24 protein-coding genes and 1 tRNA gene are annotated in these 23,482 nt (G+C 69.0%); 5 read left to right on the top strand and 20 right to left on the bottom strand.

The window, feature by feature from the left end; all coding sequences use genetic code 11:
- The first annotated feature begins 784 nt into the window (after positions 1–784).
- The gene (locus ABZU25_RS28775) at positions 785–1,222 is read left to right on the top strand and encodes a hypothetical protein (RefSeq protein WP_355032496.1); all 438 of its coding nucleotides are present in this window, start codon (positions 785–787) and stop codon (positions 1,220–1,222) included.
- On the opposite strand, the gene ABZU25_RS28770 is transcribed toward ABZU25_RS28775, so the two are convergent.
- From ABZU25_RS28770 to ABZU25_RS28755, 4 genes are all read right to left on the bottom strand, one after another.
- Positions 1,212–1,988: a glycosyltransferase gene (locus ABZU25_RS28770; RefSeq protein ID WP_355032495.1), complete on the bottom strand. Its 777-nt coding sequence runs from the start codon at positions 1,986–1,988 to the stop codon at positions 1,212–1,214. The two genes, ABZU25_RS28775 and ABZU25_RS28770, sit on opposite strands and share 11 nt — an antisense overlap.
- A complete protein-coding gene (locus tag ABZU25_RS28765) occupies positions 1,976–2,797 on the bottom strand; it encodes a GntR family transcriptional regulator (RefSeq protein WP_355032494.1) in 822 nt (273 codons plus the stop codon). The genes ABZU25_RS28770 and ABZU25_RS28765 overlap by 13 nt, the downstream gene beginning before the upstream one ends.
- 149 nt (positions 2,798–2,946) lie before the next feature.
- On the bottom strand, positions 2,947–3,291 hold the full coding sequence (locus tag ABZU25_RS28760; protein ID WP_355032493.1) for a precorrin-4 C11-methyltransferase: 345 nt from the start codon (positions 3,289–3,291) through the stop codon (positions 2,947–2,949).
- Positions 3,284–3,619, bottom strand: coding sequence for a hypothetical protein (locus ABZU25_RS28755; protein WP_355032492.1), 336 nt, complete (start codon positions 3,617–3,619; stop codon positions 3,284–3,286). The genes ABZU25_RS28760 and ABZU25_RS28755 overlap by 8 nt, the downstream gene beginning before the upstream one ends.
- A gap of 551 nt (positions 3,620–4,170) precedes the next feature.
- Between ABZU25_RS28755 and ABZU25_RS28750 the strand changes: the two genes are divergently transcribed.
- The gene (locus ABZU25_RS28750; protein ID WP_355032491.1) at positions 4,171–4,593 is read left to right on the top strand and encodes a GntR family transcriptional regulator; all 423 of its coding nucleotides are present in this window, start codon (positions 4,171–4,173) and stop codon (positions 4,591–4,593) included.
- Positions 4,594–4,873: 280 nt separating this feature from the next.
- On the opposite strand, the gene ABZU25_RS28745 is transcribed toward ABZU25_RS28750, so the two are convergent.
- From ABZU25_RS28745 to ABZU25_RS28730, 4 genes are all read right to left on the bottom strand, one after another.
- Positions 4,874–6,334, bottom strand: coding sequence for a hypothetical protein (locus ABZU25_RS28745; protein WP_355032490.1), 1,461 nt, complete (start codon positions 6,332–6,334; stop codon positions 4,874–4,876).
- A 254-nt stretch (positions 6,335–6,588) separates the two neighbouring features.
- The gene (locus ABZU25_RS28740) at positions 6,589–7,827 is read right to left on the bottom strand and encodes an integrase core domain-containing protein (protein ID WP_355032489.1); all 1,239 of its coding nucleotides are present in this window, start codon (positions 7,825–7,827) and stop codon (positions 6,589–6,591) included.
- A gap of 19 nt (positions 7,828–7,846) precedes the next feature.
- Positions 7,847–8,338 (bottom strand): helix-turn-helix domain-containing protein, encoded by a 492-nt coding sequence (locus ABZU25_RS28735; protein ID WP_355032521.1) that lies wholly within the window; start codon positions 8,336–8,338, stop codon positions 7,847–7,849.
- Positions 8,339–8,979: 641 nt separating this feature from the next.
- Positions 8,980–9,063, bottom strand: a tRNA-Tyr gene (locus tag ABZU25_RS28730).
- A gap of 147 nt (positions 9,064–9,210) precedes the next feature.
- On the opposite strand from ABZU25_RS28730, the gene ABZU25_RS28725 reads away from it, so the two are divergent.
- Positions 9,211–9,705 (top strand): YajQ family cyclic di-GMP-binding protein, encoded by a 495-nt coding sequence (locus tag ABZU25_RS28725; RefSeq protein ID WP_355032488.1) that lies wholly within the window; start codon positions 9,211–9,213, stop codon positions 9,703–9,705.
- A 23-nt stretch (positions 9,706–9,728) separates the two neighbouring features.
- On the opposite strand, the gene ABZU25_RS28720 is transcribed toward ABZU25_RS28725, so the two are convergent.
- From ABZU25_RS28720 to ABZU25_RS28675, 10 genes are all read right to left on the bottom strand, one after another.
- On the bottom strand, positions 9,729–10,469 hold the full coding sequence (locus ABZU25_RS28720) for a cation transporter (RefSeq protein WP_355032487.1): 741 nt from the start codon (positions 10,467–10,469) through the stop codon (positions 9,729–9,731).
- Positions 10,469–10,798: a winged helix-turn-helix domain-containing protein gene (locus ABZU25_RS28715; protein WP_355032486.1), complete on the bottom strand. Its 330-nt coding sequence runs from the start codon at positions 10,796–10,798 to the stop codon at positions 10,469–10,471. The genes ABZU25_RS28720 and ABZU25_RS28715 overlap by 1 nt, the downstream gene beginning before the upstream one ends.
- Positions 10,799–10,890: 92 nt before the next feature.
- The gene (locus tag ABZU25_RS28710; protein WP_355032485.1) at positions 10,891–12,150 is read right to left on the bottom strand and encodes an MFS transporter; all 1,260 of its coding nucleotides are present in this window, start codon (positions 12,148–12,150) and stop codon (positions 10,891–10,893) included.
- Between the two features lie 146 nt (positions 12,151–12,296).
- The gene (htpX, locus tag ABZU25_RS28705; protein ID WP_355032484.1) at positions 12,297–13,172 is read right to left on the bottom strand and encodes a zinc metalloprotease HtpX; all 876 of its coding nucleotides are present in this window, start codon (positions 13,170–13,172) and stop codon (positions 12,297–12,299) included.
- 112 nt (positions 13,173–13,284) lie between these two features.
- A complete protein-coding gene (locus ABZU25_RS28700) occupies positions 13,285–14,766 on the bottom strand; it encodes a proton-conducting transporter membrane subunit (protein ID WP_355032483.1) in 1,482 nt (493 codons plus the stop codon).
- Positions 14,763–16,271 carry an NADH-quinone oxidoreductase subunit M gene (locus ABZU25_RS28695; RefSeq protein WP_355032482.1) on the bottom strand — a complete coding sequence of 503 codons (1,509 nt, stop codon included), beginning with the start codon at positions 16,269–16,271 and terminating at the stop codon, positions 14,763–14,765. The genes ABZU25_RS28700 and ABZU25_RS28695 overlap by 4 nt, the downstream gene beginning before the upstream one ends.
- Before the next feature lie 114 nt (positions 16,272–16,385).
- A complete protein-coding gene (locus ABZU25_RS28690) occupies positions 16,386–18,317 on the bottom strand; it encodes an NADH-quinone oxidoreductase subunit L (protein ID WP_355032481.1) in 1,932 nt (643 codons plus the stop codon).
- Positions 18,314–18,676, bottom strand: a complete 363-nt coding sequence (gene nuoK / locus ABZU25_RS28685) for an NADH-quinone oxidoreductase subunit NuoK (protein WP_355032480.1) — start codon at positions 18,674–18,676, stop codon at positions 18,314–18,316. The genes ABZU25_RS28690 and nuoK overlap by 4 nt, the downstream gene beginning before the upstream one ends.
- Positions 18,673–19,236: an NADH-quinone oxidoreductase subunit J gene (locus ABZU25_RS28680; RefSeq protein ID WP_355032479.1), complete on the bottom strand. Its 564-nt coding sequence runs from the start codon at positions 19,234–19,236 to the stop codon at positions 18,673–18,675. The genes nuoK and ABZU25_RS28680 overlap by 4 nt, the downstream gene beginning before the upstream one ends.
- Before the next feature lie 40 nt (positions 19,237–19,276).
- Entirely contained in the window at positions 19,277–19,888 is a 612-nt protein-coding gene (locus tag ABZU25_RS28675; RefSeq protein ID WP_355032478.1) for an NADH-quinone oxidoreductase subunit I, read from the bottom strand.
- A 96-nt stretch (positions 19,889–19,984) separates the two neighbouring features.
- Between ABZU25_RS28675 and ABZU25_RS28670 the strand changes: the two genes are divergently transcribed.
- Positions 19,985–20,557, top strand: coding sequence for a Uma2 family endonuclease (locus tag ABZU25_RS28670; RefSeq protein ID WP_355032477.1), 573 nt, complete (start codon positions 19,985–19,987; stop codon positions 20,555–20,557).
- Here the strand turns inward: ABZU25_RS28670 and ABZU25_RS28665 are convergent.
- Complete coding sequence (locus tag ABZU25_RS28665) at positions 20,538–20,963, bottom strand: ester cyclase (protein ID WP_355032476.1); 426 nt, start codon at positions 20,961–20,963, stop codon at positions 20,538–20,540. The two genes, ABZU25_RS28670 and ABZU25_RS28665, sit on opposite strands and share 20 nt — an antisense overlap.
- 87 nt (positions 20,964–21,050) lie before the next feature.
- Between ABZU25_RS28665 and ABZU25_RS28660 the strand changes: the two genes are divergently transcribed.
- The gene (locus ABZU25_RS28660) at positions 21,051–22,070 is read left to right on the top strand and encodes a glutathione S-transferase C-terminal domain-containing protein (RefSeq protein ID WP_355032475.1); all 1,020 of its coding nucleotides are present in this window, start codon (positions 21,051–21,053) and stop codon (positions 22,068–22,070) included.
- A gap of 209 nt (positions 22,071–22,279) precedes the next feature.
- On the opposite strand, the gene ABZU25_RS28655 is transcribed toward ABZU25_RS28660, so the two are convergent.
- The gene (locus ABZU25_RS28655) at positions 22,280–23,242 is read right to left on the bottom strand and encodes a complex I subunit 1 family protein (RefSeq protein ID WP_355032474.1); all 963 of its coding nucleotides are present in this window, start codon (positions 23,240–23,242) and stop codon (positions 22,280–22,282) included.
- Positions 23,243–23,482: the final 240 nt, after the last annotated feature.

Here is a 23,482-nt window from a genome sequence, read left to right as displayed (position 1 = left end):
TGCGGCAAGGGCCAGGCACAGCCGGAGCGCCGCGCCGGCCACCATCGTTTTGCTGGTCAGACTCACGATCTATGGTTCAATTCGGCTCGTAGCCGGCATCCGCCGCCTACTAGGTTCGAATACTCGGTAGATATAACAGCTACCAATTTCGGCGTGTTGCAAGTTGCTAGGAAACCCGGTGGGTAAGTTGAGGTTCGCACCGAAGGTAAGGTTTGGAACGTTAGGTTCGTTGAACGTTGAACGTTGAACGTTGAACGTTGAACGCAACGCGAAACGTTCTGAACCCACCCGCTGCTGCCGGCCGTCGAGGCCCGGCACGGAGGAAGCCCCCGCTCCCGGCCCGTGAAGACGAGAAGCGGAGGCTCCGCCCGAGAAGGGATGGGCCTTCCTAAACGGAGGGCTCATCCCCCTCACTCTTGGCATCGGTCCCGACTGCCACCAGCGTCAACAGCCTGATGATCAGAGCTACCAGCTCAATCAACGTGCCAACTCCAGCCGTTCGGGAACTCCGCCGCCTGCCAGGAGCGCGTCTTTTGCGGCCCAGGCTTCTTCTACTTGGCATAAACAATGATCTCCAATTGATCGGAGAGGCGCTGGTCGCCTACTGCGGGGTAAGGAAGACGACCGCCCGGCCAGTTTGGTGATCAGTGAAGTGCCATCGTGATGCTAGCGGCCTATCCGAAATTGATGGTGCGACGCGCGCGCGACTGTCGAGACTTGTGAAGCGACTGACTCACCGAACCGATGCGTGTAGAGCGAAGAACGGCAGGGAACCAGTGATCCCATGAACAACGGCAGCCAATCCGTGGATGAGAAGCACTCACGTCCGGCGGGCGTAGACGACACGACTGTCGAAGCGCTCGGCGAGTTGAGCAAGGCGCTGGAGACGATCCATCGAGTGCGAGGGCACCTCTACTCGGCGCATCAGCTCGTCGGCGGTGCGGATCTCACCCTTGACCGGGTGGTGAAGCTGCTCCGCGATGCTGGGCACGACGAGGTGGCCGACCGGGTCGAGCGCGAGCTGTTGGGGCGCAACGTGCTACCTGGCCGGTGGACGTTTCAGATCGTGGAGGAGTTCGACGACGGCTACTACGCCGCGTTCCAGGAGATCGAGCGGGACGCGCGGGAGAAGCTAGCCGGCGGCAGGCGGCACATCTTCGAGGCGGAGATGAAGGAGCGGCGGCGTACCCACGGGATGCCCGGGCACGAGGCTACGCCGTAGCGCCGCCGCCGAAGCCGTTCGGGATCATCGAGGCTAGAGCGTTGGCTCGGGCCTCGATGATCCCCATCCGAGCCCGGTACTCGGCCGGATCACGGTGCGCGACCTGGCTCGTGACTTGGCCGGGCCATTTGCGGTAGAGCAAGCCGTACTCCCGGGTGAAGTAGCCCGCAGTGACCGCGTTGGCGGCAAGTAGGAGGCCGGTGTCCTCGGAGGCGGGCAGGGCCATCCAGCCGCCCAGCGCGAAGACGAGATCCCGCCGCAGGCACAGGGTCGCCGGGTGCACCGAGGCCCGGTAGTCGTTGGCCTTCCAGAACGACAGGACCGAACCGCGGTCGATGACCCCGCCGGCCGGGTCCTTGTCCCATCCGGCGGTCGATCCGTCGGGCAGCAGGTCGAGTACCCGCGAGGTGGTCCAGCCGATCTGCGGGTGCCCGTCGAACGCGGCGATGTCCCGGACGAGTGCGCCGGGGGTCAGCTGGTCGTCGGCGTCCAGGACCTTGATGAGTTGCCCGGAGACGCGAGAGAGCGCCAGGGTACGGGCAACACCAGGCCCACCGGGCCGGCCGGTGCCGAGACTGATCCGGGGATCATCCGGCAGCGCGTCGACCAGGGCGCCGGTCTGCCCATCCTCTTGGACGAGCCATTCCCAGTCCCAGCCGTCAGGCATTTCCTGCTTGGCCAACGACTCATAGGCGCCAGGCAGGTGCTCGATGCTGGGCGCGTGGACCGGGGTGATGACCGAGACGAGCTGCGTCAAGTTTTCCACCGCTGGAGTTTGTGGGAGTAGACAAGCTCGGTGCGGTCGCCCGGCATCACCACGTCGGCGACCTCGACGACTCGGCCTGTGGTGTCGATCGAGGTCTTCCGCACGGTGAGCACGGAGACGCCCGGGTCGATGTCCAGCAACTCGGCCTCATCCGGCGACGGTGGGCGAGCCCGGATCTCGTCGTCGATCCGGTCCAGCTCGATGCCCAGCGTGTAGAGCTGGTGCTGCGTGCCGCCCGGCCACGGTTCCTTGCCCGCGTCGAGCAGGTCCGGGTTCGCGGCCACCAGGTCGTAGGGCAGATAGGAGTACGACACGGTCAGCGGCGCGTTCTCGTGCCGCGACGACGTCCAGTAGACCCGGCGCAGCAGCGAAGTACCCGGCTCGACCTGCAAAGCCGCCGCCATCTCCGCATCAGCCTCCACCTGCGAATACTCGGCGTGGAACTTCAGATCGTCGACGGTCAGGCCGGTGTCGTGCTCGGTGGCGCCAGTCTTCAAACGCTCGCCCTCGTCGAGCAGGACGCGATCCTTCTCCCACTGGTACCGCTCGGTGTTGCGACGGCGTACCCGTTGGCGGGGTGCTCGCACGTAGGTGCCGCGACCCTGCTCCGCGCGGACCAGGCCCCATTCGCGGAGCTGCCGGATGGCGTTGCGGACGCTCGTGCGCGACAGGCCCGAGGTGTCGGCCAACTCGGTTTCGCTGGGCATCAGAGTGCCGGGCGCCAGTTCGCCGCTCACGATCTTCGCCCGCAACTCTTCGGCGAGTTGCAGGTAGCGAGGGCGCCAGTCCCGGCCTTGCACACCGGTCACCGTACCCCCTAGACGTTCCAACGTCTGCCAGGTGGTCCCGCCGGCGGGCCGCTCCGGAACCGGCGGTACGGCTACCGCTGCTCGCGGTGGCGGCGCAGGGCGCAGGCCAGCAGTACGAGGAACGGCTGAGCCCCGACGGGTGTTGGCGTTCACCGCGTCTCCCCGTCCGGCTCGCCGCCATCTGCCGGTGTCAGCATCTCCAGTTGGGCGTATACCAGCTCGTCAATGAGCCGATCCACCTGCGCGGACGACAGGAGTACGGTCTGCGTCGCGCCGTACCGGGTCGCGTCGAGCTTCACGGCCAGGTCCCGGCGGGCGAAGCGGTCAACGACCAGTTGGACGGTGACCCAGCCGGTCCGCTCCCGTCCAATGGTGGAGAGAAGCCCGCGGTGCCTCGGGTCGTTCGGTCCGCAGCCTCGACAGCACTCGGGGCACACGGCCGGCGCGATCGATGACGGCGACCGGCCCTGCGTGACAGGGACGCCCTCACTCATCGTCGGCCCCTTCCAGCCCGAGTGCCTGCGTTACGAGGTCGCTAAGTTGCTCGGCCAGTTCGACCGCCTGCGGCAAAGACAACTCAGCCCAAGCGTTCCCGCCTCGGCACGACACGTGAACACCGACCATGGCACCACCCAGAGCCTCAGCACTGATGAGGTACGTGACGACGAGCCCGCCAGCCCGACTTTCGCCGACCCGCTGGATCGAGCCGCGATGACGACGGGCCATGTGCGACATCACCGGCGGCACGAGGTAGCCGCAGCGATCCGGGGCGCACCAGTCCGGGTGGTTCGTGATTTCGGCTGGCATGTTCGTACGACTCACCGCAGCCACCGCCCGCCGTTGCCTCGGTAGAGCTGGGCACGCGTCACCAAGGGGGCGTGCCGAAGCGCAGGCAATTTACGAGTGGCGCCCGTCGACCACCACGGCGAGGAGATCGCAGAAGCCGCGCGGGGACTCGACAAGACGTTACTGCTGGCACCCCGGGCAGATGAGCGTTGCCGGGACCACCAGGACGAGAGCCATTGGTGCCGACGACGAGAGCCGGACATCGCACCTCCACAGGTAGGCGGGGACCGGTGGCCAACCATTGGGGAATGCGGCCGGCCACCGGTCCGGATGAAGGCACGGCGCACCGTCCGACGCCGGACGGGTCGGGTAGCGCCGAGCCAACTTGTACGCGCGGCTACCGCAACCGGTCCGACAGGACGCCGCGCATCAGGTGCGACCAGGGCCAGCGCTAGACCACTCCTGATACGAGCCGTCACTCCAGCCGCACACCACGAAACGTATCTACAAGTGGACGAGTTGTCTAGACGTCGAAACGGGTCACTTGGTTGGCACTTGGTAAGACAAGTGCCAGGTACGGTGAGCAAGTGCCCACCCCGCACTACGGACAACCCCGCTACCGCGCAATCGCCGAAGAGCTGAGAGAACGCATCGAGAACGGCGTCATCTCGCCCGGAGCCCTCTTGCCGGCCGAGAGCGCGCTCACCGCTGAATTCCGGGCAGCGCGCGGCACGATTCGTCAAGCCATGGCCGTACTGCGTGAGGCAGGCTTGGTGGCCACCGAACACGGCCGCGGCACTTATGCAAACCCACGCCCGATTGAAAGCGCGCCTTCCAGCGGATCCGAATCGGAGACGCGACAGCGCCGGATCCCTGCGAGCCCTGACCTCGCAGCCCTCTTCGCTGTGGAAGCTGGAACAGCCCTGATCGAACAAGAGAGGGTTAACCGAACGAATGGGGCTGTCGTGACCGTCGTCAGAAATTACCAACTAGCTCCGGTGGCCGACTGAGTCTGTGGACATTCTCGCCGCACATCCAAATTCCCAATCGGGCCCCAGGTCACCCAAATGCACGTTGCCGCCCGCTAATACTTCAAACAGTGAGCGCGCAAAGAGCTTCACGAGACGCACTCACAGGGCCTCCCCACCCGCGACCGGAACTAGCACGAGAGAATGTACTGGGCCACCGCCACAGCATGTAACAAGTCGGCCGAACTGCCGCGCGACTCGCCTCAGAAAGAGCGGAGTGAGCGGCCCGGTCAGAAGCCAGGACACAAGGACGAAAAGACGATTAGCGGCTGATACCAAGAGCTTCCTTGAATCCCGGGTGCACCCGAAAAACCTCTGCGGTTGAGTCAAAGCGAGCACGCGGGTCTCTGTACCGCCACACGTACTCTGATCCACCTGACCGGCCACCCGGCTTCAAATACCCGACGACCGAAAACTCGAACATCCGCTCAAGCGCATCGACACCCCCACCGGTTTGCTCTGAATACTTAGCGTCCCACTTCACGACAAAGTCATTCATGGAGAATCGTTCGGTCCCGAGCGACTTCAAGACCTCCAGAATATCCTTATAGTTAGGCACATGTTTGGCAATCTCATCATCAAGCTCGGCCAAGAGATAGTCGGAATACCTCCCCCGCGCTCCGTGAATAGAGGGGTTGTCGAACTTATTTCCATCGGAGGCACCCTGCAGCTTGTACGCGTACAGGATTTCGTTGCAGAACTGGATCATGTCCCGCGGTCGCAGGAAGGTCCGGTCGCAGATGTGCTTATACTTCGGCTGCCTGTTTGGCATTTCTTGGTCGTCGAAGACATCCGCCCATGCGATCTTCCTCTCCTCCTCGGTAGACAGGACAGCGGAAAATCGGCTTTCCATCAGTTGCTGGAGAGTGAGGCCAGCACCAAAATCTTCCCACTGGACCGTTGAGGTGTAGTTCTGCGTGACTTTGTTCTTATCTTCAAACTGAAGGTCCTGGTAAATGTCGTCCCTGAGAAACACAATCACATTTAGCTTCTTCCCCAGCTCCTTTGCGGCCAAGAAGAGCTCGCGCGCCGCCAGAACCAAGCCGATCAGGCGGTGTGCATACAAAGGGTCGGTTTTCGAGAACCCCAGGTCCAACTGGTCGAAGCAAACATAGTATGAGTTGTCCGGATTGAGACCTGAAAGCAAGCGATCCTGAATTGCGCGGTTCACTTCCTGAACGTGGGCGGGCAGTTCACGCACTCGCACGCGCTCGCCGACAACTTGCAGAAATGGCGCTTTGAAGGTTGACTTGAAACGTAGCTCTTTGTCAGGACTAAAAAGTTGACTCAGGTCGGGATCTCGTGAGCCATAGGAGTCAACGACGAATTCCTGCAATGCAACCAAATCGTCCATTGCCTCAAGACTCCAAGGCTGACTCTGATCCTGATTGAGTACAACCTTAGCGAGACTCATCAGGATCAGATACTTCCAGCTGTGGATAAACCTGCGCTCCTCCGGAACGCCAATTTGGGCCTGGAGATCGTGGTGGTGCCACGGATAATCCTCGAATGAATGGCCGAAGGAGAATACGTCGTGCGATCTTTCCAATACGAATCGACGGTAGATAGCGGTCTTTCCTGAACCCTTACGGCCCAAAATCAAAAACGATCGAAACTCACGAGCCCGCGTATACGCCTCGTGGTCTTGAAAGCACGCTCGCAGCAATTCGTCTGCGTCGGCATCTACAGCGCCGAAATGTTCAGCGGTATGTAGCTCGATCACTCTTCCTCCACTGACGCCGTCCGATTGGCCGAGCTGGCATCCTATCGGAACACTTCAACACGATGGGTTTCCGCGCTTGGTCAGCTCGTGATGGTCGGATGATAGACGCGTCCAGCTGGCAGCCAGCCCAGGCCGCGACTGCGGTCGACGACGAAGACGAGCCGCGCGGGGCACCTCTTCTGCGCATTGCCCCCATATGTCTAGTCCCACCTGATGCTTGACGGATCCGTCCCAGGTGTTGCTTGACGGTTGGTCTAGGTTTTGTTGCTGGCCTTGCGGGGCCGGTGAGCTTTGATGCTACGGACGGGTTGATCGTTGGTGCGTCTGACGGTGCGGGGTCCGGAGTCGGTGTGGATAGTCAGGTCGGTGTCGGTGACCTCGATCGTGACGGTCTTGCCGGCGTGGGTCCGGCCGAGAGCGACTTTCTGCCCGACGACCATGACCACGCCGGAGTTCGATGCCCGGCGCTGAACGGGCACCGGTCCGGTCGCTGGTTGTGGTGGCGGGCCGGCTGGGCGGACACCCCGCAACCGGCTGATGTCAGCCGGGGTCAGCGGGTTTGGTCGGGTCCGCAGCAGCTGACGGGTGTCGAGGTCGAAGAAGCTCAGCGTCGCTGTGTCGATGCGGATCCCGACCCGGCGCCCGCCGAGGATTTCCGCGGCCAGGACCAGGTGCTGACCTAGCGACACGCTGCCGGCCCGATTCACGGTCCGGTCCACCTCGACCGCTTCACCCTGCTCGGCCGGCGGCAGCGGTGGCGGACCGGCCGGGCGGCCGCCCTGACGCAGCAGGGCAGCGAGGTCAGCGACCGACAGGTGCGAACGCACTGACTTGATCCGGGCGCCGGCGATCAGCAGGTGGATGACGTCGGTGTCGGCCCAGAACGTCACCGTGACTCCGGAGCGGACCGGGCCGAGCCAGAACTGTTTCCCGGCCACCTGCAGATTGCCTGACGGTGGGACGACTCGGTCGAACTCCACCGCTGACGGTGACCAGCGCTGCACCGGTTGCGGGGCGATGACCGGCTCTGGCCAGGCCGGTGGTTCGGCTGGTGTCGACACCGAGACGGGCAACTTGACCGGCACCACGCCGGGTTCGGCCGGTCGGAAGCGGCTGGCGGGAAACGCCATGTCGAGGGACTGATGCGGCCGGTCGGTGTTGTATTCGTGCCGGAACACCTCGATCGCCGCTTGAGCGGTGTCGATGTCCGGCCAGACCGGCACGTCATCGAGCAGCTCGCGCCGCAGGCTCTGGTGGAAACGTTCCACCTTGCCCGTGGTGGTTGGTGTCGCGGGCTGGGTGAGCCGGTGCACGATGCCGTTCTCCCGGCAGATCCGGTCGAACATCACCTCACCGCCGTTGCCGAACCGGGCGGTGAATTGCTTGCCGTTGTCGGTCAGCACCTCCTCAGGCACCCCGAACCGCTGCAACGCCTCGGCGAACGCAAGGCAGACCGCACGGCCGGTGGCGCGGCGCACCACCGAAGCGATCACGCAATACCGGGAATGGTCATCAATCCCGGTGACGACCTTGGCCTCCGAACCGTCGGGGCAGGAAGATCCCACCGACGATGTCCATCTGCCACAGCTCCATCGGTCGATCACGTTCCCAGCGCACGTAGTCCTTGCGGCCCCGACGACGCTTGGCCGGGGTCATCAAACCGTGACGAATCAAGATCCGATAGACCGTCATCCGCGACGGCACCGGCTCGGGACAGCCATGACGGCCCAACTCGAACGCGATCCGCCGCGAGCCCCATCTCGGGTGGTGTCGGCGCAGCTCACACACCAATGCCTCCACCTCCGGCGAAGCCTGATGAGCACACCCGTCCGGGCGATGAGACCGGTCCTGCAATCCGACCAGGCCCTCGTCGGCATAACGGCGCAACCACCCATGCACGCTCTGCCGCGACACCCCGACCTTCTCGGCCACGTCCACAACCGGATCACCAGCCAGGACCGCCATCACGGCCTGATACCGCTGTTCCACGATCGACATCTCCACCAGTGCCAATCCCGGCTCCCAGATCGAGTGCTACCGCAACAACACGCGATGAAGAAGCCAAACGGTGATCATGTCAAGCATCAGGTGGGACGCGAGTGTCAAGCATCAGCCGTGACGGGACAAGTGTCTAGTCCGCGGCTGTTGCCGATTTCTTCTGTTCTGGATCAAGGCGCCGCGCTCCGCGCGGCGCGGGCGGTGAGCCGGCCGGCGGCAAGCCGCCCCGGCCGCCTCCGGCGCCGGGGCGGAGAGCCACCGACTGCCGCCGGACCGCCGCCCCGAACTTCACGGATCCAGACGCAGCACGACCGCGGCAAGGCGGCACGGAAGCCGGCAGGTCGACCTCATCGAGGGCAAGGGCTTCCGACTGCCGCGCCAGTCCAACCCCGGGACTGGCTTGCCCCCGGCCTAGCCCCGCAGTCAGCGAAGCCCACAAGCAGCCCTCAGCCAGTCACTCCAGGCGTGTTCGCGCCGGGCCGGCAACTCCGCGTTCGCAGCCCCAGAGGAGCCCTCCGCGGCAAGATCGACCTGCCCACCATCTGCCCACAACCAGTCGTCAACGGCTGGACTCAGCCGGACTCGGCTAGATCAACGACAACGGCCCCCGATCAGCATCTCTGCTGGTCAGGGGCCGTGTCTGCACCTGGTGGCGGGTAGAGGATTCGAACCTCTGAAGCTTTCGCGACGGATTTACAGTCCGCTCCCATTGGCCGCTCGGGCAACCCGCCAGGGCACCCCACCGCGTCGCAACGCGGCGGCGGAAGCAAGGATAGCGGCTCCCCCCGGTGCCGACGCAACCGGGTACGGTCAGGGGGTCGTGCCGCTGGTCGGCGGCCGACGGCAGGCCCAGACCGCCGGACAGCAGGAGCAGATACATGGCAGCGAACCCGTCGTTTGACATTGTGAGCAAGGTTGACCGCCAGGAGGTCGACAACGCCCTCCGGCAGGCGGTGAAGGAGCTCGCGACTCGGTTCGACTTCCGCGGCACCGGGGCGGAGATCTCCTGGTCCGGCGAGGAGGCGATCGGCCTTCAGGCGGAGACCGAGGAGCGTGTTCGTGCCGCACTGGACGTGTTCAAGGAGAAGCTCGTCAAGCGGAACATCTCGTTGAAGGCGCTGGACGCTGGCGAGCCGCGCCCGTCCGGCAAGATTTTCAAGATTGACTGCAAGGTCGTCCAGGGCATCGAGGCGGACAAGGCCAAGGCCATCAGCAAGAAGATCCGCGATGAGGGTCCCAAGGGCGTGCAGGCGCAGATTCAGGGCGAGCAGCTGCGCGTCACCGGCAAGAAGAGGGACGACCTCCAGGCGGTCATCTCGCTGCTCAAGGGCGAGGACTTCGGCGTCGCCCTTCAGTTCGACAACTACCGGTAGTCGCGGCCTCGACCGCAGGCAACCTACGGTCGCGCCTCGTTCTCTGGCGTACAGCACGAGCAGCCGGGTCGGCACCCGCAGGTGTCACCGAGGGTCGTGGCGGTGGGCGGTTGAGGCGGGCCGAGGGGCGCGGCGCAGCAGGCGTCACCGCGCCACGCCTCGCGGCCCTCTTTGACCGCGACCGCCGCGATGACCAGGGCGGCCAGCGGGTCGGCCCAGGACCATCCCAGGAGGCTGTTGAGTCCGAGCCCGACCAGCAGCACGGCCGAGAGGTACGTGCAGAGCAGGGTCTGCTTGGAGTCGGCCACCGCTGACCGGGAATTCAGCTCACGGCCGGCCCGACGCTGGGCGTGGGACAGCACCGGCATGATGAGCAGCGACAGCGCGGCCAGGGTCAGTCCGACGGTGGAGTGCTCGGCCTCCCTGCCGCCGAGCAGCGCCCGAGCCGACTCGACGGTTATGTAGGCGGCCAGGGCGAAGAACGACACCGCGATGATCCGCAGTGCCGTCTTCTCCCGCGCCTCCGGGTCGCGTCCGGCGAACTGCCACGCCACCGCAGCCGCGGAGGACACCTCGATCACGGAGTCCAGGCCGAAGCCGATCAGCGCCGTGGATGACGCCGCCGCTCCGGCGGTGATCGCGACCGCCGCCTCGATGACGTTGTACGTGATCGAGGCGGCCACCAGCAGTCGTACCCGTCGGGCAAGCATCCGCCGCCGCTGCACCCCGTCGGGCGACCGCACCTGGGTCGTCGGGTCGCCCATCAGCAGCAGCCCTTGTCGTCTGCGGCGGCGCAGGAGGCCGGGTCGACGGTCAGGACGAGGCCGAGCAGGTCGCCCAGGGCATGTGCCAACCGCCGGTCGGTCAGCTCGTAGCGGGTGCGTCGCCCCTCGGGCACGGCCACGACGAGGCCGCAGCCGCGCAGGCAGGCCAGGTGGTTGGAGAGGTTTTGTCGGCTGGTGCCCACCAGCTCGGCCAGCTCGGCCGGGTAACCAGGGCCTTCGCAAAGGGCCAGCAGCAGCCGGGCGCGAATCGGATCGGACAGGGCATGACCGAACCGGGCCAGCACCTGCCCGTGCGTCAGCGTCTCCACAACTTAGACGGTACACAATCGGCTGTATTCAGCGCAGGGTGTACCGCCGGCGCCGCCGCGGAAGGAACGCCCGGCGCCCGGGTACGGACGGGTCAGACCGGGACGGGGTCTTCGGCGCGTACCGCTGTGGTTTCGGCGCGGGCGATGGGCCCGGCGGGCAGGGCCGCGACCGCGGCCCCGACGGCGACGGCCGCCCCGGCGAACAGGAACGCCCAGCGGACGCCACCGGCGTGATCCACGATCAGGCCGGCCACCGAGCCACCGGCCGCGCTCGCCGCCACCGCGACGGTGACCACCCAGGTGTACGCCTCGTTCAGCATGCCGGTCGGGGCGATCCGGCCGACCAGGGTGTTCTCCAGGGTGAGCGCGGGCGCGATGGTGGCTCCGCCGACGACCAGGGCGACGCCCAGCGCCAGCGGGGTGGGCATCACCGCGAACACGGCAAAGGTGCCGGCCAGCGCGGCGAGCAGCAGGGCGAACTGCCGGGTCATGTTCGCCGCCGGCTTGCGGACGCCGAACCAGAACCCCCCGATGGCGCTGCCGATCCCCCAGACCGCCAGGAGAAGTCCGGCCAGGCTCTCCGGGTCGCCGGTGGTGTGGCCGCTCGCGTAGGCGGGGACGATCACCCCGGCGGCGCCGAATGCGATGCCCAGGCCGGCCACGCAGACCAGCAGGGCCGGGAAGCCGGCGACCCGCAGCGGGCCGAGCCCTCGGGCGTGGTGCTCGCGTGGGTGCGGACGCCAACCGCGCATCACCTGGCCGAGGGCCACGGCGGTGGTGCCGACCAGGGTGACCACTGCGGCACCGATCAGCGCGGCCGCCGCGTCGGCGACGAGCACGAAACCGGCGACGAGCAGCGGGCCGAGCACGAAGACGATTTCGAACAGCGAGGTCTCGGCGGCGAGCGCCGTGTTGCGCAGGGGGTACCGGCCGGAGTTGGGGCCGGTCAGGTCGTTCCACGCGCCACGGATGGCGGCGGTGAGCGGCGGGTAGGTGGCGCCGGCCACTCCCGCGGCGAGATAGATGGCGGGGAGAGCGTCGTCGCCCGAGCGGCTGGCCAGCAGCAGTCCGATGAGCGCCAGCGGGTGAGCCACTGCGGTGACCAGCAGGACGGGGCTGGGGCCGACCCGGTCGGCGATCCGTCCGGCCACCGGGCTGAGGGCGGCACCGGCGACGGCGTAGATCCCGCCCGCGATGGCGGCCAGCGCGTACCGTCCGGTCACCTGTTCGACCACCAGCAGCAGCGCCAGCGGGGTCATGCCGATTCCGAGCCGCCCGACGATGCCGAGGATCAGCAACATCGGGGCGCCGGGAATCCGCCAGACACCCAGATACTGACGCAGCGCGGCCACCGTGAACCTCCCGGGGATGTAATGAGCGTTAGCCGTTACGACCCTAACGCCGTCGCCCGCCGGGACGACACCAGATATCCGCCCCGACACGGGACTCCGCCCGTACCCGGGGCGACCGGATACGGGCGGAGGAGGTGCTCAGTGGGTCAGCGTTGGAACTGGACCGGCCCCGCGTTGGCGGCCATCTGCTCCAGCCGTGCGACGCGGTCCTCCATCTTCGGGTGGGTGGAGAAGAGAGCGGCCATGCCGCCACCTTTGAACGGGTTGGCGATCATCAGGTGCGCGGTGCTGGTGAGCTGGCCCTGAGCCGGCAGCGGCCGACGTCGGGCCACCGCGTCGATCTTGCGGAGCGCGCTCGCCAGGGCCAGCGGGTCACGGCTCAACTCGGCGCCCGAGGCGTCCGCCTGGAACTCGCGGCTCCGGCTGATCGCCAACTGGATCACGGTCGCCGCGATCGGGCCGAGGATCAGGGTGAGCAGCAGCACTGCCGGGTTCGGCCGGTCCTCGTCGTCCCCACCGCCCAGCGGGATGAAGAAGGCGAGGTTCGCCAGCAGGGTGATGATGCTGGCCAGACCGGCCGCCACGCTGGAGATCAGAATGTCCCGGTTGTAGACGTGGGACAGCTCATGCCCGATCACGCCGCGCAGCTCGCGGTAGTCGAGGATCTCGGTGATGCCCTGGGTCACGCAGACCGCCGCGTGCTGCGGGTTACGACCCGTGGCGAACGCGTTCGGCTGCGCGGTCGGGCTGACGTACAGGCGCGGCATCGGCTGCTGGGCGTCGGTCGCCAACTCCCGCACCATCCGGTACAGCTCGGGGAACTGTGCCTCGGTGACCGGTTGCGCACCCATCGAGCGCAGCGCGAGCTTGTCGGAGTAGAAGTAGGTGACGCCGTTCATGACAAGCGAGATGAGGACGGCGATGACCAGGCCGCCGCTGCCACCGAACCCGTAGCCCACGGCGAGGATCAGCGCGGAGAGCAGGCCGAGCAGGGCGGCGGTCTTCAGACGGTTGTGGTGCACGATGTCTCCTTCGGTGCACGGATCGCCGGGATCCGCTGACCGGTGCAACAACCCGGTACCCGCCAACCATCCGTCTCAACGCTGAGAGTTCACTGAGACTGGAATTCGCAGGTCAGCGGCCAGCGAGGTCGAGCACCACCTGCGGGGCGAGGCCGAGCACCACGGCGGCCACAGTCGTCACCGCCAGCACCACGGCCACCACACCCACCACGGGTACGGCGGCGATGCCGCCGCGGGGGGCAGGAGACGCCGGTGCCCAGAGCGCGGCGGTCACCCGCAGGTAGTACGCCAGCCCGATCACCGCGTTCAACGCCACCACCAGCGCCAGCCAGGCCGCCCCGCCGTCCAGCAGCGCCCGCACCACTGTCACCTTGGCGAACAGGCCGGCCAGGCCGGGCGGCAGGCCAGCCAGACCCACCAGCGCGAGACCGAGCGCCGCGGCCCGCCACGGGTGCCGGCGGGCCGCCCCGCGCAGGTCGTCAAGCGTGCCGCCGTCCGCACCAGCCGGGCGCAACGCGGTCACCCCGGCGAACGCGGCCAGCTCCAACACCACGAAGAAGACGGCGTACGCCAGTGCGGCGGCGTACGCGGCGGAGCGCGCCTCGTCCGTGCGGCCGGCGGCCAGCGCCAACGCTCCCAGCGGGGCGAGGATGTAGCCGGCCTGCGCGACGGACGACCAGGCGAGCAGCCGGACGGTACGCCGCTGACGCAGCGCGACCAGGTTGCCGACGGTCATGGTGAGCACCGCGAGCAGGGCGAGCACCGGCCCGGTCTGCTCCGCCGGCAGCGCCCGCTGCACCACGGCGAGCAGCGCGACGAGGCCACCCAGCTTCGACGCCGTGGACAGGTACGCGGCCACCGGCAGCGGCGCCCCGTCGTAGGTGGCCGGCGCCCAGGCGTGGAACGGCACCGCCGCCACCTTGAACGCCAACCCGGCAAGCAGCAACGCCACCGCGGCGGTGGTCAGCGGCAGGTCCCGCAACTCCGGCCGCTCGGCGAGCAGCGCACCGAGCCGGTCCAGGTGCAGCCCGCCGGTCACCGCGTACAGCAGCGCCGCGCCGAGCAGCGTGATGGTGGTCGCCACCACGCTGACCACGAAGAAGGTCAGTGCCGCCTCGGCGCTGGCGAGGCTGCCCCGACGCAGGCCGACAAGCACGTACAGCGGCAGGGTCAGCGTCTCCAGGGCGACGATCAACGTGATCAGGTCGCCCGCAGCGCCGAGCACCACGCCACCGGTCATCGAGCAGGCCAGTAGGAAGGCGTACTCCCCCACCGGCGACCGCCCGCCCCGCAGCGCCGGCACGGACAGCCCGAGCACGCCCAGGGTCAGCAGCGCCACCACCGTGCCGACCAGCGCGGCCCGGCCGTTGAAGATCCAGGAGCAGTCGGCGCCGACACAGAACGTCCGCCGCTCCCCGGCCGCTCCGACCACTGCGGCACCGACGGCGGTGCCGAGCGCGCCGAGCGCCGCCACCACGATCGTGGCCCGTGGCCGCGCCAGGAGCAGGTCGGTGAGGAGCACGAGCACGGCGGTGCCGGCGGCCAGGTAGGCCGGCAGCAGCGCGACGTTGTCCACGCTCTGCACGCCAGTCATGGGAAGACCACCCCGATCAGGGCGTCGACGGGAGCCTCGGCGACGCCGAGGACCAGTGCCGGGGCCAGCCCGATGGCCAACGCGAGCAGCACCAGCGGCACCCACGCGGTCAGCTCCGCACCGGCCAGGCCCGGGCCGACCCGACCGACTGCGGCACTCGGCCGATTGTGGGTGACCTGGCGCAGCAGGCGCAGGAAGTACGCGGCGGTGAGCGCCGCACCGACGGCGGCCAACACCCCGAGGGTGGTCCAGAGCGGGCCGCCCACCTGGACGGCGGCGATCACCGCGAACGCCTCGCCCCAGAAGCCGGCCAACCCGGGCAGGCCGAGCGAGCCGATCGCCGCGAACGCGAGCAGGCCGGCCAACCGGGGCGCGGTCTCCCGCAGCCCGGACAACTCGGCGAGCGTGCCCGTGCCGGTACGGTCCTTCACCGCCCCGGCCAGGAAGAACAGCAGAGCGGTGAGCACCCCGTGCGCGATGTTGCCGATCAACGCCGCCTGGATGCCGACGGTCGTCAGCGTGGCAACGCCCAGCAGCACGAAGCCCATGTGCCCCACACTGGAGTACGCGATCAGCCGCTTCACGTCGGCCTGCGCCAGACAGACCAGCGAACCGACCAGGATCGCGGCGACGGCCAGCACGCCGAGCACCGGCGCCGCCCACCGGGCGCCCTCCGGTGCCACCCCCACCGCCACCCGGATCAGACCGTAGGTGCCCATCTTCAGCAGCACCCCGGCCAACACGACACTGCCCACCGTGGGCGCCTGGGTGTGTGCGTCGGGCAGCCAGGAGTGCAGCGGCCACAGCGGGCTCTTCACCGCGAACGCCACAGCGAACAGGGTGAACGCTGCCCATTGGGTGCCCCTGGACATCCCCGCGCCACCGGTCAGCGCCACCAGATCGGCGGTGCCGGTGGCCGCGACCACCACGTACACGCCGACCAGCAGCAACACCGAGCCGAAGAGCGTGTAGAGCGCGAACTTGCGGGCCGCTCGACGCCGGTCCACGCCGCCCCAGCCGGCGATGATCGCGTACATCGGCAGCAGGACGACCTCGAAGAAGAGGAAGAACAGCACCAGGTCCAGGGCGAGGAAGGTGCCCAGGATGCCCACCTCGACCACCAACAGCAACGCCACAAGCGCCCGGCCACTGCCGCCGTCCGGCACCCGCCACATCGTGTACGCGCAGCAGAGCAGCGTGAGCAGCGCGGTCAACACGACAAGTGGCCAGGAGATGCCGTCGACGCCGAGGTGGAAGCGCAACTCCAGGCCGGGCACCCAGGGCAGGTCCAGCTGGTGCCACGGACGCACCGCCGGCCCGTCCGCCGACCAGGCCAACCAGCCGCGACCGCCGAACACCAGCGGCACCGCCGCCAGCAGGGTCAGCGCCGCCGCGACGGTGCCGACCAGCCGGGCCGCCCGGTCCCGGGGTGTCGCCGCCACCGCGACAGCACCCAGCGCCGGCACCGCCAGCACGGCAACCAGCAACACCTGCCCAACGCTCACCGGACCGCCTTCGTTCGCGACTGCGGGGCTCGCAACCCCGGCACACTCCTCGCGCTCACCGGACCGCCTTCGTTCGCGACTGCGGGGCTCGCAACCCCGGCACACTCCTCGCGCTCACCGGACCGCCCCGATCGCGGCGGCGGCCAGCCCGATCAGCAGCGCGCCGGCCAGGACCCCGGCGGCGGCCCGGGGCAGCGCCGCCCGGTGCAGCGCGGCCAGCCCGGCACCCAGACCGGTGGCGGCCCGCCCGCTGCCCTCGACGGCACCGTCCACCACCACCTCGTCACCGGCGCGAACGACGCGGGCCAGCGCGCGGACGGGGCGTACGACAAGGGTGTGCTGGACGTCGTCGAGCCGGAACGCGCGGGCGAAGACCGGCCGCAGCGGACCCAGCGCGTCCGCCGGGTCGGCGGCCGGGTTCCGCCGCCACCCGAGCGTGACCAGCACCGCCCCGACCAGCAGGAACGCGAGCGGCAGCAGCACCCCCGACCCCACGTGGACCAGGCCGTCCTCGGAGCCCGCCACCGGCACTGTCGGGAACCGCAGGCGATCGGCGAACGCTCCGACGAACCCGACCACACCGAGCAGCGCGGCCGGCACGGTCAGCAGCAGCACCGGCCAGCGCAGCACCGCCGGCGGGTCGTGCGGCCGGACCAGCGGCAGGCGTGGAGCACCGAAGAATGCGCGCAGCAGCAGCCGGCCGGCGTACCAGGCGGTGATCGCCACGCCGAGCAAGCCGGCGATCCAGACGATCCACCCCACCCAGGACGGTGCCGGGCCGGTGCCCTCCAGCGCGGCGGACTCGGCCACCGTGAGGACGCCGTCCTTGCTCCAGAAGCCCGCCAACGGCGGCACTCCGGCCAGCGCACCGAGGCCCACCACTGTGCACCAGAACGTGACAGGCATGCTGCGCCGCAGCCCGCCCATCTCCGACATCAGGGTGGTGCCCACGGCGTGGATCACCGCGCCGGCGGCGAGGAACAGCAACGCCTTGAACGCGGCGTGGGTGAGCAGGTGGAACAGCGCCGCCGACGGTGAACCGACCGCCAGCGCGCCGGTCATGTAACCCAACTGGGAGACTGTCGACCAGGCCAGCACCCGCTTGATGTCGTCCTGGGCGGTGGCGGCGAGCGCACCGAGCAGCAGGGTGATCGCGCCGAGCACCCCCAGCACCGTCAGCGTCACCGGCGCGGCGGTGAACAGCGGGTAGAGCCGGGCCACCGCGTACACCCCGGCGGCGACCATCGTCGCGGCGTGGATCAGCGCGGAGATCGGCGTCGGGCCGGCCATCGCGTCCGGCAGCCAGGTGTGCAGCGGGAACTGCGCGCTCTTGCCGGCCACCCCGGCGAGCAGCAGCAGACCGGCGGCGGTCAGCGTCGCGGTGGAGTGGTCGTGGGCGAGCACGTCGGCGATCCGGAAGCTGCCCGTCGACACACCCAGCAACGCGATGCCCAGCAGGAACCCGACGTCACCGACCCGGGTCACCAGGAACGCCTTCATCGCGGCGGCCGGCGCGCCGGGCAGTCGGCGGTCGTGGGCGATGAGCAGGTACGAGCAGAGGCCCATCACCTCCCAACCGACCAACAGCATGATCAGGTCACCGGCGACCACCACCAGCAGCATGGCGCCGGTGAAGAGGCTGATCTGCGCGGCGTACGGCGGGTAGCGGTGGTCGACGTCGACGTCGTCGTGCGGACCGCGCCGCAGGTAGCCGATGGAGTAGACCTGCACGGCCAACGCGACAGCGGTGACCGCCACCGCGACCAGCGCGGCGGCGCCGTCCAGCCGTACGCCGAGCGTCACCGCCAGCCCGCCGACGTCGACCCAGGTGGCCGACGTCTCCGTCGGCCCGTCGACGGTGAGCAGCAGCGCGACGGCCAGCGCCAACGCGCCGGCCGCGCCGGTCACGCCGAGCGCCACGGCTGCCCGTCGGGCCCGGCCGCCGCCGGTCGTGTCGTTGTGGCGCGGGGCCGGCGGCAACAGCAGGCCGGCCAGGCCGGCGACCAGCGGTACGGCGGGCAGCAACGCCCCGAGCAGCCCGGTCACCGGCCCGCCTCCGTGTCCAGGACGGCCGGCTCTCGCCCGCCGACGGTCTGCGCCGGCTCGGTCAGCGGCACGTCGTCCACAGCGACGGTGGCCCGCAGCCGATAGAGCTGGAGGACGATCGCCAGCCCCACCCCGATCTCGGCGGCGGCGAGGACGATCACGAACAGCGCGAAGACCTGCCCGGAGTGCGGCAGCACGGCGCGGGCGGTGGTGTCCGCGGTGACCAGGATCAGGTTGACCGCGTTGAGCATCAACTCGACCGACATCAGCACCAGCACCGCGTTGCGCCGGCGCAGCACGCCGTACACGCCGAGGCCGAACAGCAGCGCGGCGGTGACGTACGGGATGACCGGCCTCACCGGCGCCCCCCGGTCCCTACGCCGGCCCCGGGCCGGTCGGCGGTGGCAGCCGCGTCGGGGCCAGCTCGGCCGATGTCCGGCCGGGACAGCACGATCGCACCCACCAGGGCGGACAGCAGCAGCACCGAGAGCACCTCGAACGGCAGCACCCAGGACTGGAAGATCTGCTCACCCAGCCGCTCGGCGGTGCCCGCGGCGGGCAGCGCGACGGTGCTCCAGCGGTACGCGTCGACGAGCAGGACGGTCAGCCCCAGCCCGGCGCCACCACCGATCAGGGCGGCCGGCCAGCCGGGCCGGTCCAGGTCGTCGGAGGCGCCGATCGGCGCCCGGGTCAGCATCACCGCGAACAGCAGCAGGACCACCACCGCGCCCACGTAGATCAGCACCTGCACCCAGGCCACCAGCTCGGCGCTGAGCACCAGGAAGTCACCGGCCAGCGCGCCCAGGCACACCACCAGGTAGAGCCCTGCCCGGACCAGGTGCTTCGTGGTCACCACCAGCACGCCAGCGCCGACCGCCACCGCGCCGAGGGCGAGCAGCAGCACGTCCGCGCCGGTCACCGAGCCGCCCCCGACGCTCGGGCGGTCACCCAACGCGCGGTCACGACGCCGGGCCGGGCTCGGGGCGTACCGATGGGGGAGCCGGACGCGCGGCGGCGGCCTTGCGGGCGGCGGCGGTCTCCTCCTTGGCCGGTTCCCCGTTCGGGTCGTGCGCGGGCGGCGCGGGGACGGTCGCCATCCACTCGCCGAGGTGGTCCTTGTCGTGCAGCAGGTCCTTGATGTCGTACTCGGCGTACTCGAACTCGGGTGACCAGTAGAGCGCGTCGAACGGGCAGACCTCGATGCAGATGCCGCAGTACATGCAGAGCGAGAAGTCGATGTCGAACTTGTCGAGCACGTTGCGCTGGCGGGGGCGGGCGGCGCCCGGCACCACCACCTCCTCCTTGTGCGAGTCGATGTAGATGCACCAGTCCGGACACTCCCGGGCGCAGAGCATGCAGACCGTGCAGTTCTCCTCCGACAGCGCGATCACGCCACGCGAGCGGGGCGGCAGGTCGGGGGCCACGTCCGGGTACTGCTGGGTGGTCGAGCGGCTGGTCATCGTCTTGAGGGTGACCGCCAGCCCCTTTACCAGGCCCGCGCCGGGCAGGCCGCGCGCGCCGGTGGCGCCGGCCGGGTCGCCGTGCTCGCTGGGGTGGGTCATGTCGACCATCCTGCCCTGTGGCCCCGGCGCGCGCGACCACCACCCACAGGTCCGAGGCGGTACCGTGGTCGCGGGGAGAACGAACGCACCGGAAAGGACCCGTCGATGACCGCCGCGCTGCACGACGACGCTCCGCCGCCGGGCGAGTGGACGACCGACGACCTCGACCGCCTGCCCGACGATGGGCGCCGTTACGAGCTCCTGGACGGAAACCTGATGATGTCGCCCTCCCCCACGCGACTACACCAGTCCATCGCTGGTCGGCTGATGGCCGCACTCGACGAGACCTGCCCCGCGGACCTGGACGTGACCCAGGCGGTCGAGGTGAGGCTCTCCCGAACCCGCGCGTTCATCCCCGACGTGCTGGTCACCGAGCTCGACGCAGCCGCCCGGAACCCGTCGCACTACCGGCCACACGAGGTGATGCTGGTGGTCGAAATCGTCTCCGACGGCTCGCGCGCTATCGACCGAGTGCTCAAGCCGGCCCTGTACGCCGAGGCAGACATCCCCTACTTCTGGCGGATCGAGACCGAGGGCGGCATCGTGGTGCACGCCCACAAACTCGACCCGATGAAACGCATCTACGTCGAGAAGGCCCGGATGACCGACGGCATCCTCCTGCCCGAGCCCTGGGAGATGGACATTCCGCTGGAGCGGATCACGCCCCGGGTCCGCTGACGGTCGGGGGGAGCATCTCCACGCCGAGCTGTTGGAGCAACTGGAACAGCTCGTTGCAGCTCCACACCTCGACGATCCGGCCCGCGGGGTCGAAGCGCAGGAACGTCGCCCCGGAGTAGCTGACCACCTGCCCGGTCGGCGGCACCGGCCCGAACTGCCCGGCGTGCGTGCCGGCGGCCCGCCAGTGCACGGCCACCCGCTCGCCGGCCGCCACCACGTCCACGATCTTGTAGCGCAGGTCCGGGAAGGCCGCCCGCCGCTCCCGGTGCCAGGCCAGCGTCGCCTCCGGCCCGGTGCCGCCCAGCCCCGGGCACTCCTCCGCGATCAACTCGTACGCCGACTCCTCCTGACGCGCGTTCCACACATCGGTGATGAACCGCCGGGCCGCCGCCTCCACATCCGTCATGCCGGCGAGGGTATCCGGGGCTCACCGCGTCGACAGGTCGGAGATCGGTAAGGATGGGGAGCAGGCGGCAACAGACCGGAGGATGACGTGGGCGAGGAAACAGGCGGGAAGTACGTCGAGCCGGGTGGCGAGTTCACCCGCGACCAGCGGTACATCGCCACTCGGATCACCGAGGACGGGCGCAACGGGTACCCGGTGGAGCCCGGCCGGTACCGGCTGGCGGTCAGTCGGGCCTGCCCGTGGGCCAACCGCCTGATCATCGTGCGGCGACTCCTCGGCCTGGAGGACGCCATCTCGATGGCGGTGGCCGGGCCGACCCACGACGCCCGGAGCTGGACCTTCGACCTCGACCCGGGCGGGCGGGACCCGGTGCTCGACATCGAGCGCATCCAGGAGGCGTACTTCAAGCGCTTCCCGGGCTACGAGCGCGGCATCACCGTCCCGGCGATCGTCGACGTGCCGACCGGGCAGGTGGTGACAAACGACTACGCGCAGATGAGCCTCGACCTGTCCACCCAGTGGGGCGCGTACCACCGGCCGGGTGCCCCGCAGCTGTATCCCGAGCATCTGCGGGCGCAGATCGACGAGGTCAACGACGTGGTCTTCCGAGACGTCAACAACGGCGTCTACCGGTGCGGGTTCGCCGGCAGCCAGGAGGCGTACGACAAGGCGTACCACCGGCTCTTCGACCGGCTGGACTGGTTGACCGAGCGGCTGACCGACCAGCGCTTCCTGGTCGGCGACACCATCACCGAGGCCGACGTGCGGCTGTTCACCACGCTGGTCCGCTTCGACCCGGTCTATCACGGCCACTTCAAGTGCAACCGGCAGAAGCTGAGCGAGATGCCGGTGCTGTGGGGGTACGCCCGGGACCTGTTCCAGACCCCCGGCTTCGGCGACACAATCGACTTCGACCACATCAAGCGGCACTACTACGAGGTGCACCGCGACATCAACCCGACCGGGATCGTGCCGCTCGGCCCCGACCTGTCCAACTGGGTCACCCCGCACGGTCGGGGGGCACTTGGTGGCCGCCCCTTCGGCGACGGCACCCCACCCCCGCCGCCGGCCGAGCCCGTCGACCTAGCGCACACCCCGCTGACCTGACCGCCCACGGGCCGCGCGGCCCGGCCGTCCTCTGCCGAGTGCTCGTCGCCAAGATCCGCGCAACATCAGGGTTGTTGGTGTCTCCCGAGAGTCGGAGGCAGCAACATCCGGGAAGTTGCTCGGATCTTGGCGAAGGCGTCTCTCGGGACCAGCTCGAAGCGCCGCCGACGGATTCAGCCGGCGCCCAGCCGATCGCGAGGGAGCACTGTCTACAGGGCGATGCGGACGGCTGCCGTGAGGACCAGTTGCGCGAGGGATGCCGGCACCAGCACCAGCCAGCAGAGACGCTGGAGCTGGTCCTCACGTAGCCGGGGGTAGGACACCCGGAGCCAGATGATCACGAAGGACACCGCGAAGATCTTGAGCAGCGTCCACAGCCAGCCCAGCTGATCGTCGGCGAACGGGCCCTGCCACCCACCGAGGAACAGCACAGTGGTCAGCGCGGCGATCACCACGATGCCGACGTACTCGGCGAGCAGGAAGAACGCGAAACGCAGACCCGTGTATTCGGTCATGTAGCCGAAGACCAGCTCCGAGTCCGCCACCGGCATGTCGAACGGTGGCCGGCGGATCTCGGCCAGCCCGGCGACGAAGAAAACGATCATCGCGGGCGCCTGCCAGAGCAGCCACCACGGCTGCCACGCCTCGACGATGCCGGAGAGGCTGAGCGTGCCCGCCGCCATCGCCACCGAGGCGGCGGCCAGCACCAGCGGCAGCTCGTACCCGAGCAACTGGGCGGCCCCCCGCAGCCCACCGAGCAGGCTGTACTTGTTGGCCGACGCCCACGCCGACATGAGCACCGCCACGACCCCGACACCGACCACGGCCAGCACGAAGAACAAGCCGATGTCCAACGGTTGCCCGACCAGGTCGTTCGGACCGAGCGGGATGACAAGCAGCACCAGCAGGTAGGGCACCAGGGCCACCGCCGGGGCCAGCCGGAACACCGCCCGGTCGGCCTCGCGCGGGGTCACGTCCTCCTTCTGCACGAACTTGACCCCGTCCGCGATCAACTGGGCCCAGCCGTGGAAGCCGCCGGCATACATCGGACCGAGCCGGCCCTGCATGTGCGCCATCACCTTGTGCTCGGCCTGGCCGACCAGCAACGGCAGGGTGAGGAACGCGACAAGCACGCCACCCACCCGCAGCACCAGCTCCACCCAGAGCGGCATCAGGTCGTACCCCCGTCGTCGTCGGTGCGGCCGTCGCCGGCCGGCGGGTCCGCGACCGGACCCGACCCCGCCTGGTCAGCCGAGCCCGGCCCGCCAGCGGGCGCGGGCGGATCGGCAACGGGCGCGGGCGGGCCGTCAGCGGGCGCGGGTCGCGCAGGCGCGGCCGGGCCGTCAGCGGGCGCGGGTCGTGCGAAGCAGCAGATCCGGCCGGGCGTGCAGAGCCTGCTGGACGCGATGACC

Origin of the sequence: Micromonospora sp. NPDC005215, from assembly GCF_040607915.1 — a bacterium.
Classification (GTDB): domain Bacteria; phylum Actinomycetota; class Actinomycetes; order Mycobacteriales; family Micromonosporaceae; genus Micromonospora.
This window is presented reverse-complemented; position numbering and strand designations above follow the sequence as displayed.

Coding starts and splice junctions, on each gene's coding strand:
- ABZU25_RS28775 (WP_355032496.1), top strand. CDS start 785: ATGAACAACGGCAGCCAATCCGTGGATGAGAAGCACTCACGTCCGGCG.
- ABZU25_RS28760 (WP_355032493.1), bottom strand. CDS start 3,291: ATGAGTGAGGGCGTCCCTGTCACGCAGGGCCGGTCGCCGTCATCGATC.
- ABZU25_RS28725 (WP_355032488.1), top strand. CDS start 9,211: ATGGCAGCGAACCCGTCGTTTGACATTGTGAGCAAGGTTGACCGCCAG.
- ABZU25_RS28720 (WP_355032487.1), bottom strand. CDS start 10,469: ATGGGCGACCCGACGACCCAGGTGCGGTCGCCCGACGGGGTGCAGCGG.
- ABZU25_RS28700 (WP_355032483.1), bottom strand. CDS start 14,766: ATGACTGGCGTGCAGAGCGTGGACAACGTCGCGCTGCTGCCGGCCTAC.
- ABZU25_RS28675 (WP_355032478.1), bottom strand. CDS start 19,888: ATGGTCGACATGACCCACCCCAGCGAGCACGGCGACCCGGCCGGCGCC.
- ABZU25_RS28670 (WP_355032477.1), top strand. CDS start 19,985: ATGACCGCCGCGCTGCACGACGACGCTCCGCCGCCGGGCGAGTGGACG.
- ABZU25_RS28665 (WP_355032476.1), bottom strand. CDS start 20,963: ATGACGGATGTGGAGGCGGCGGCCCGGCGGTTCATCACCGATGTGTGG.
- ABZU25_RS28655 (WP_355032474.1), bottom strand. CDS start 23,242: ATGCCGCTCTGGGTGGAGCTGGTGCTGCGGGTGGGTGGCGTGCTTGTC.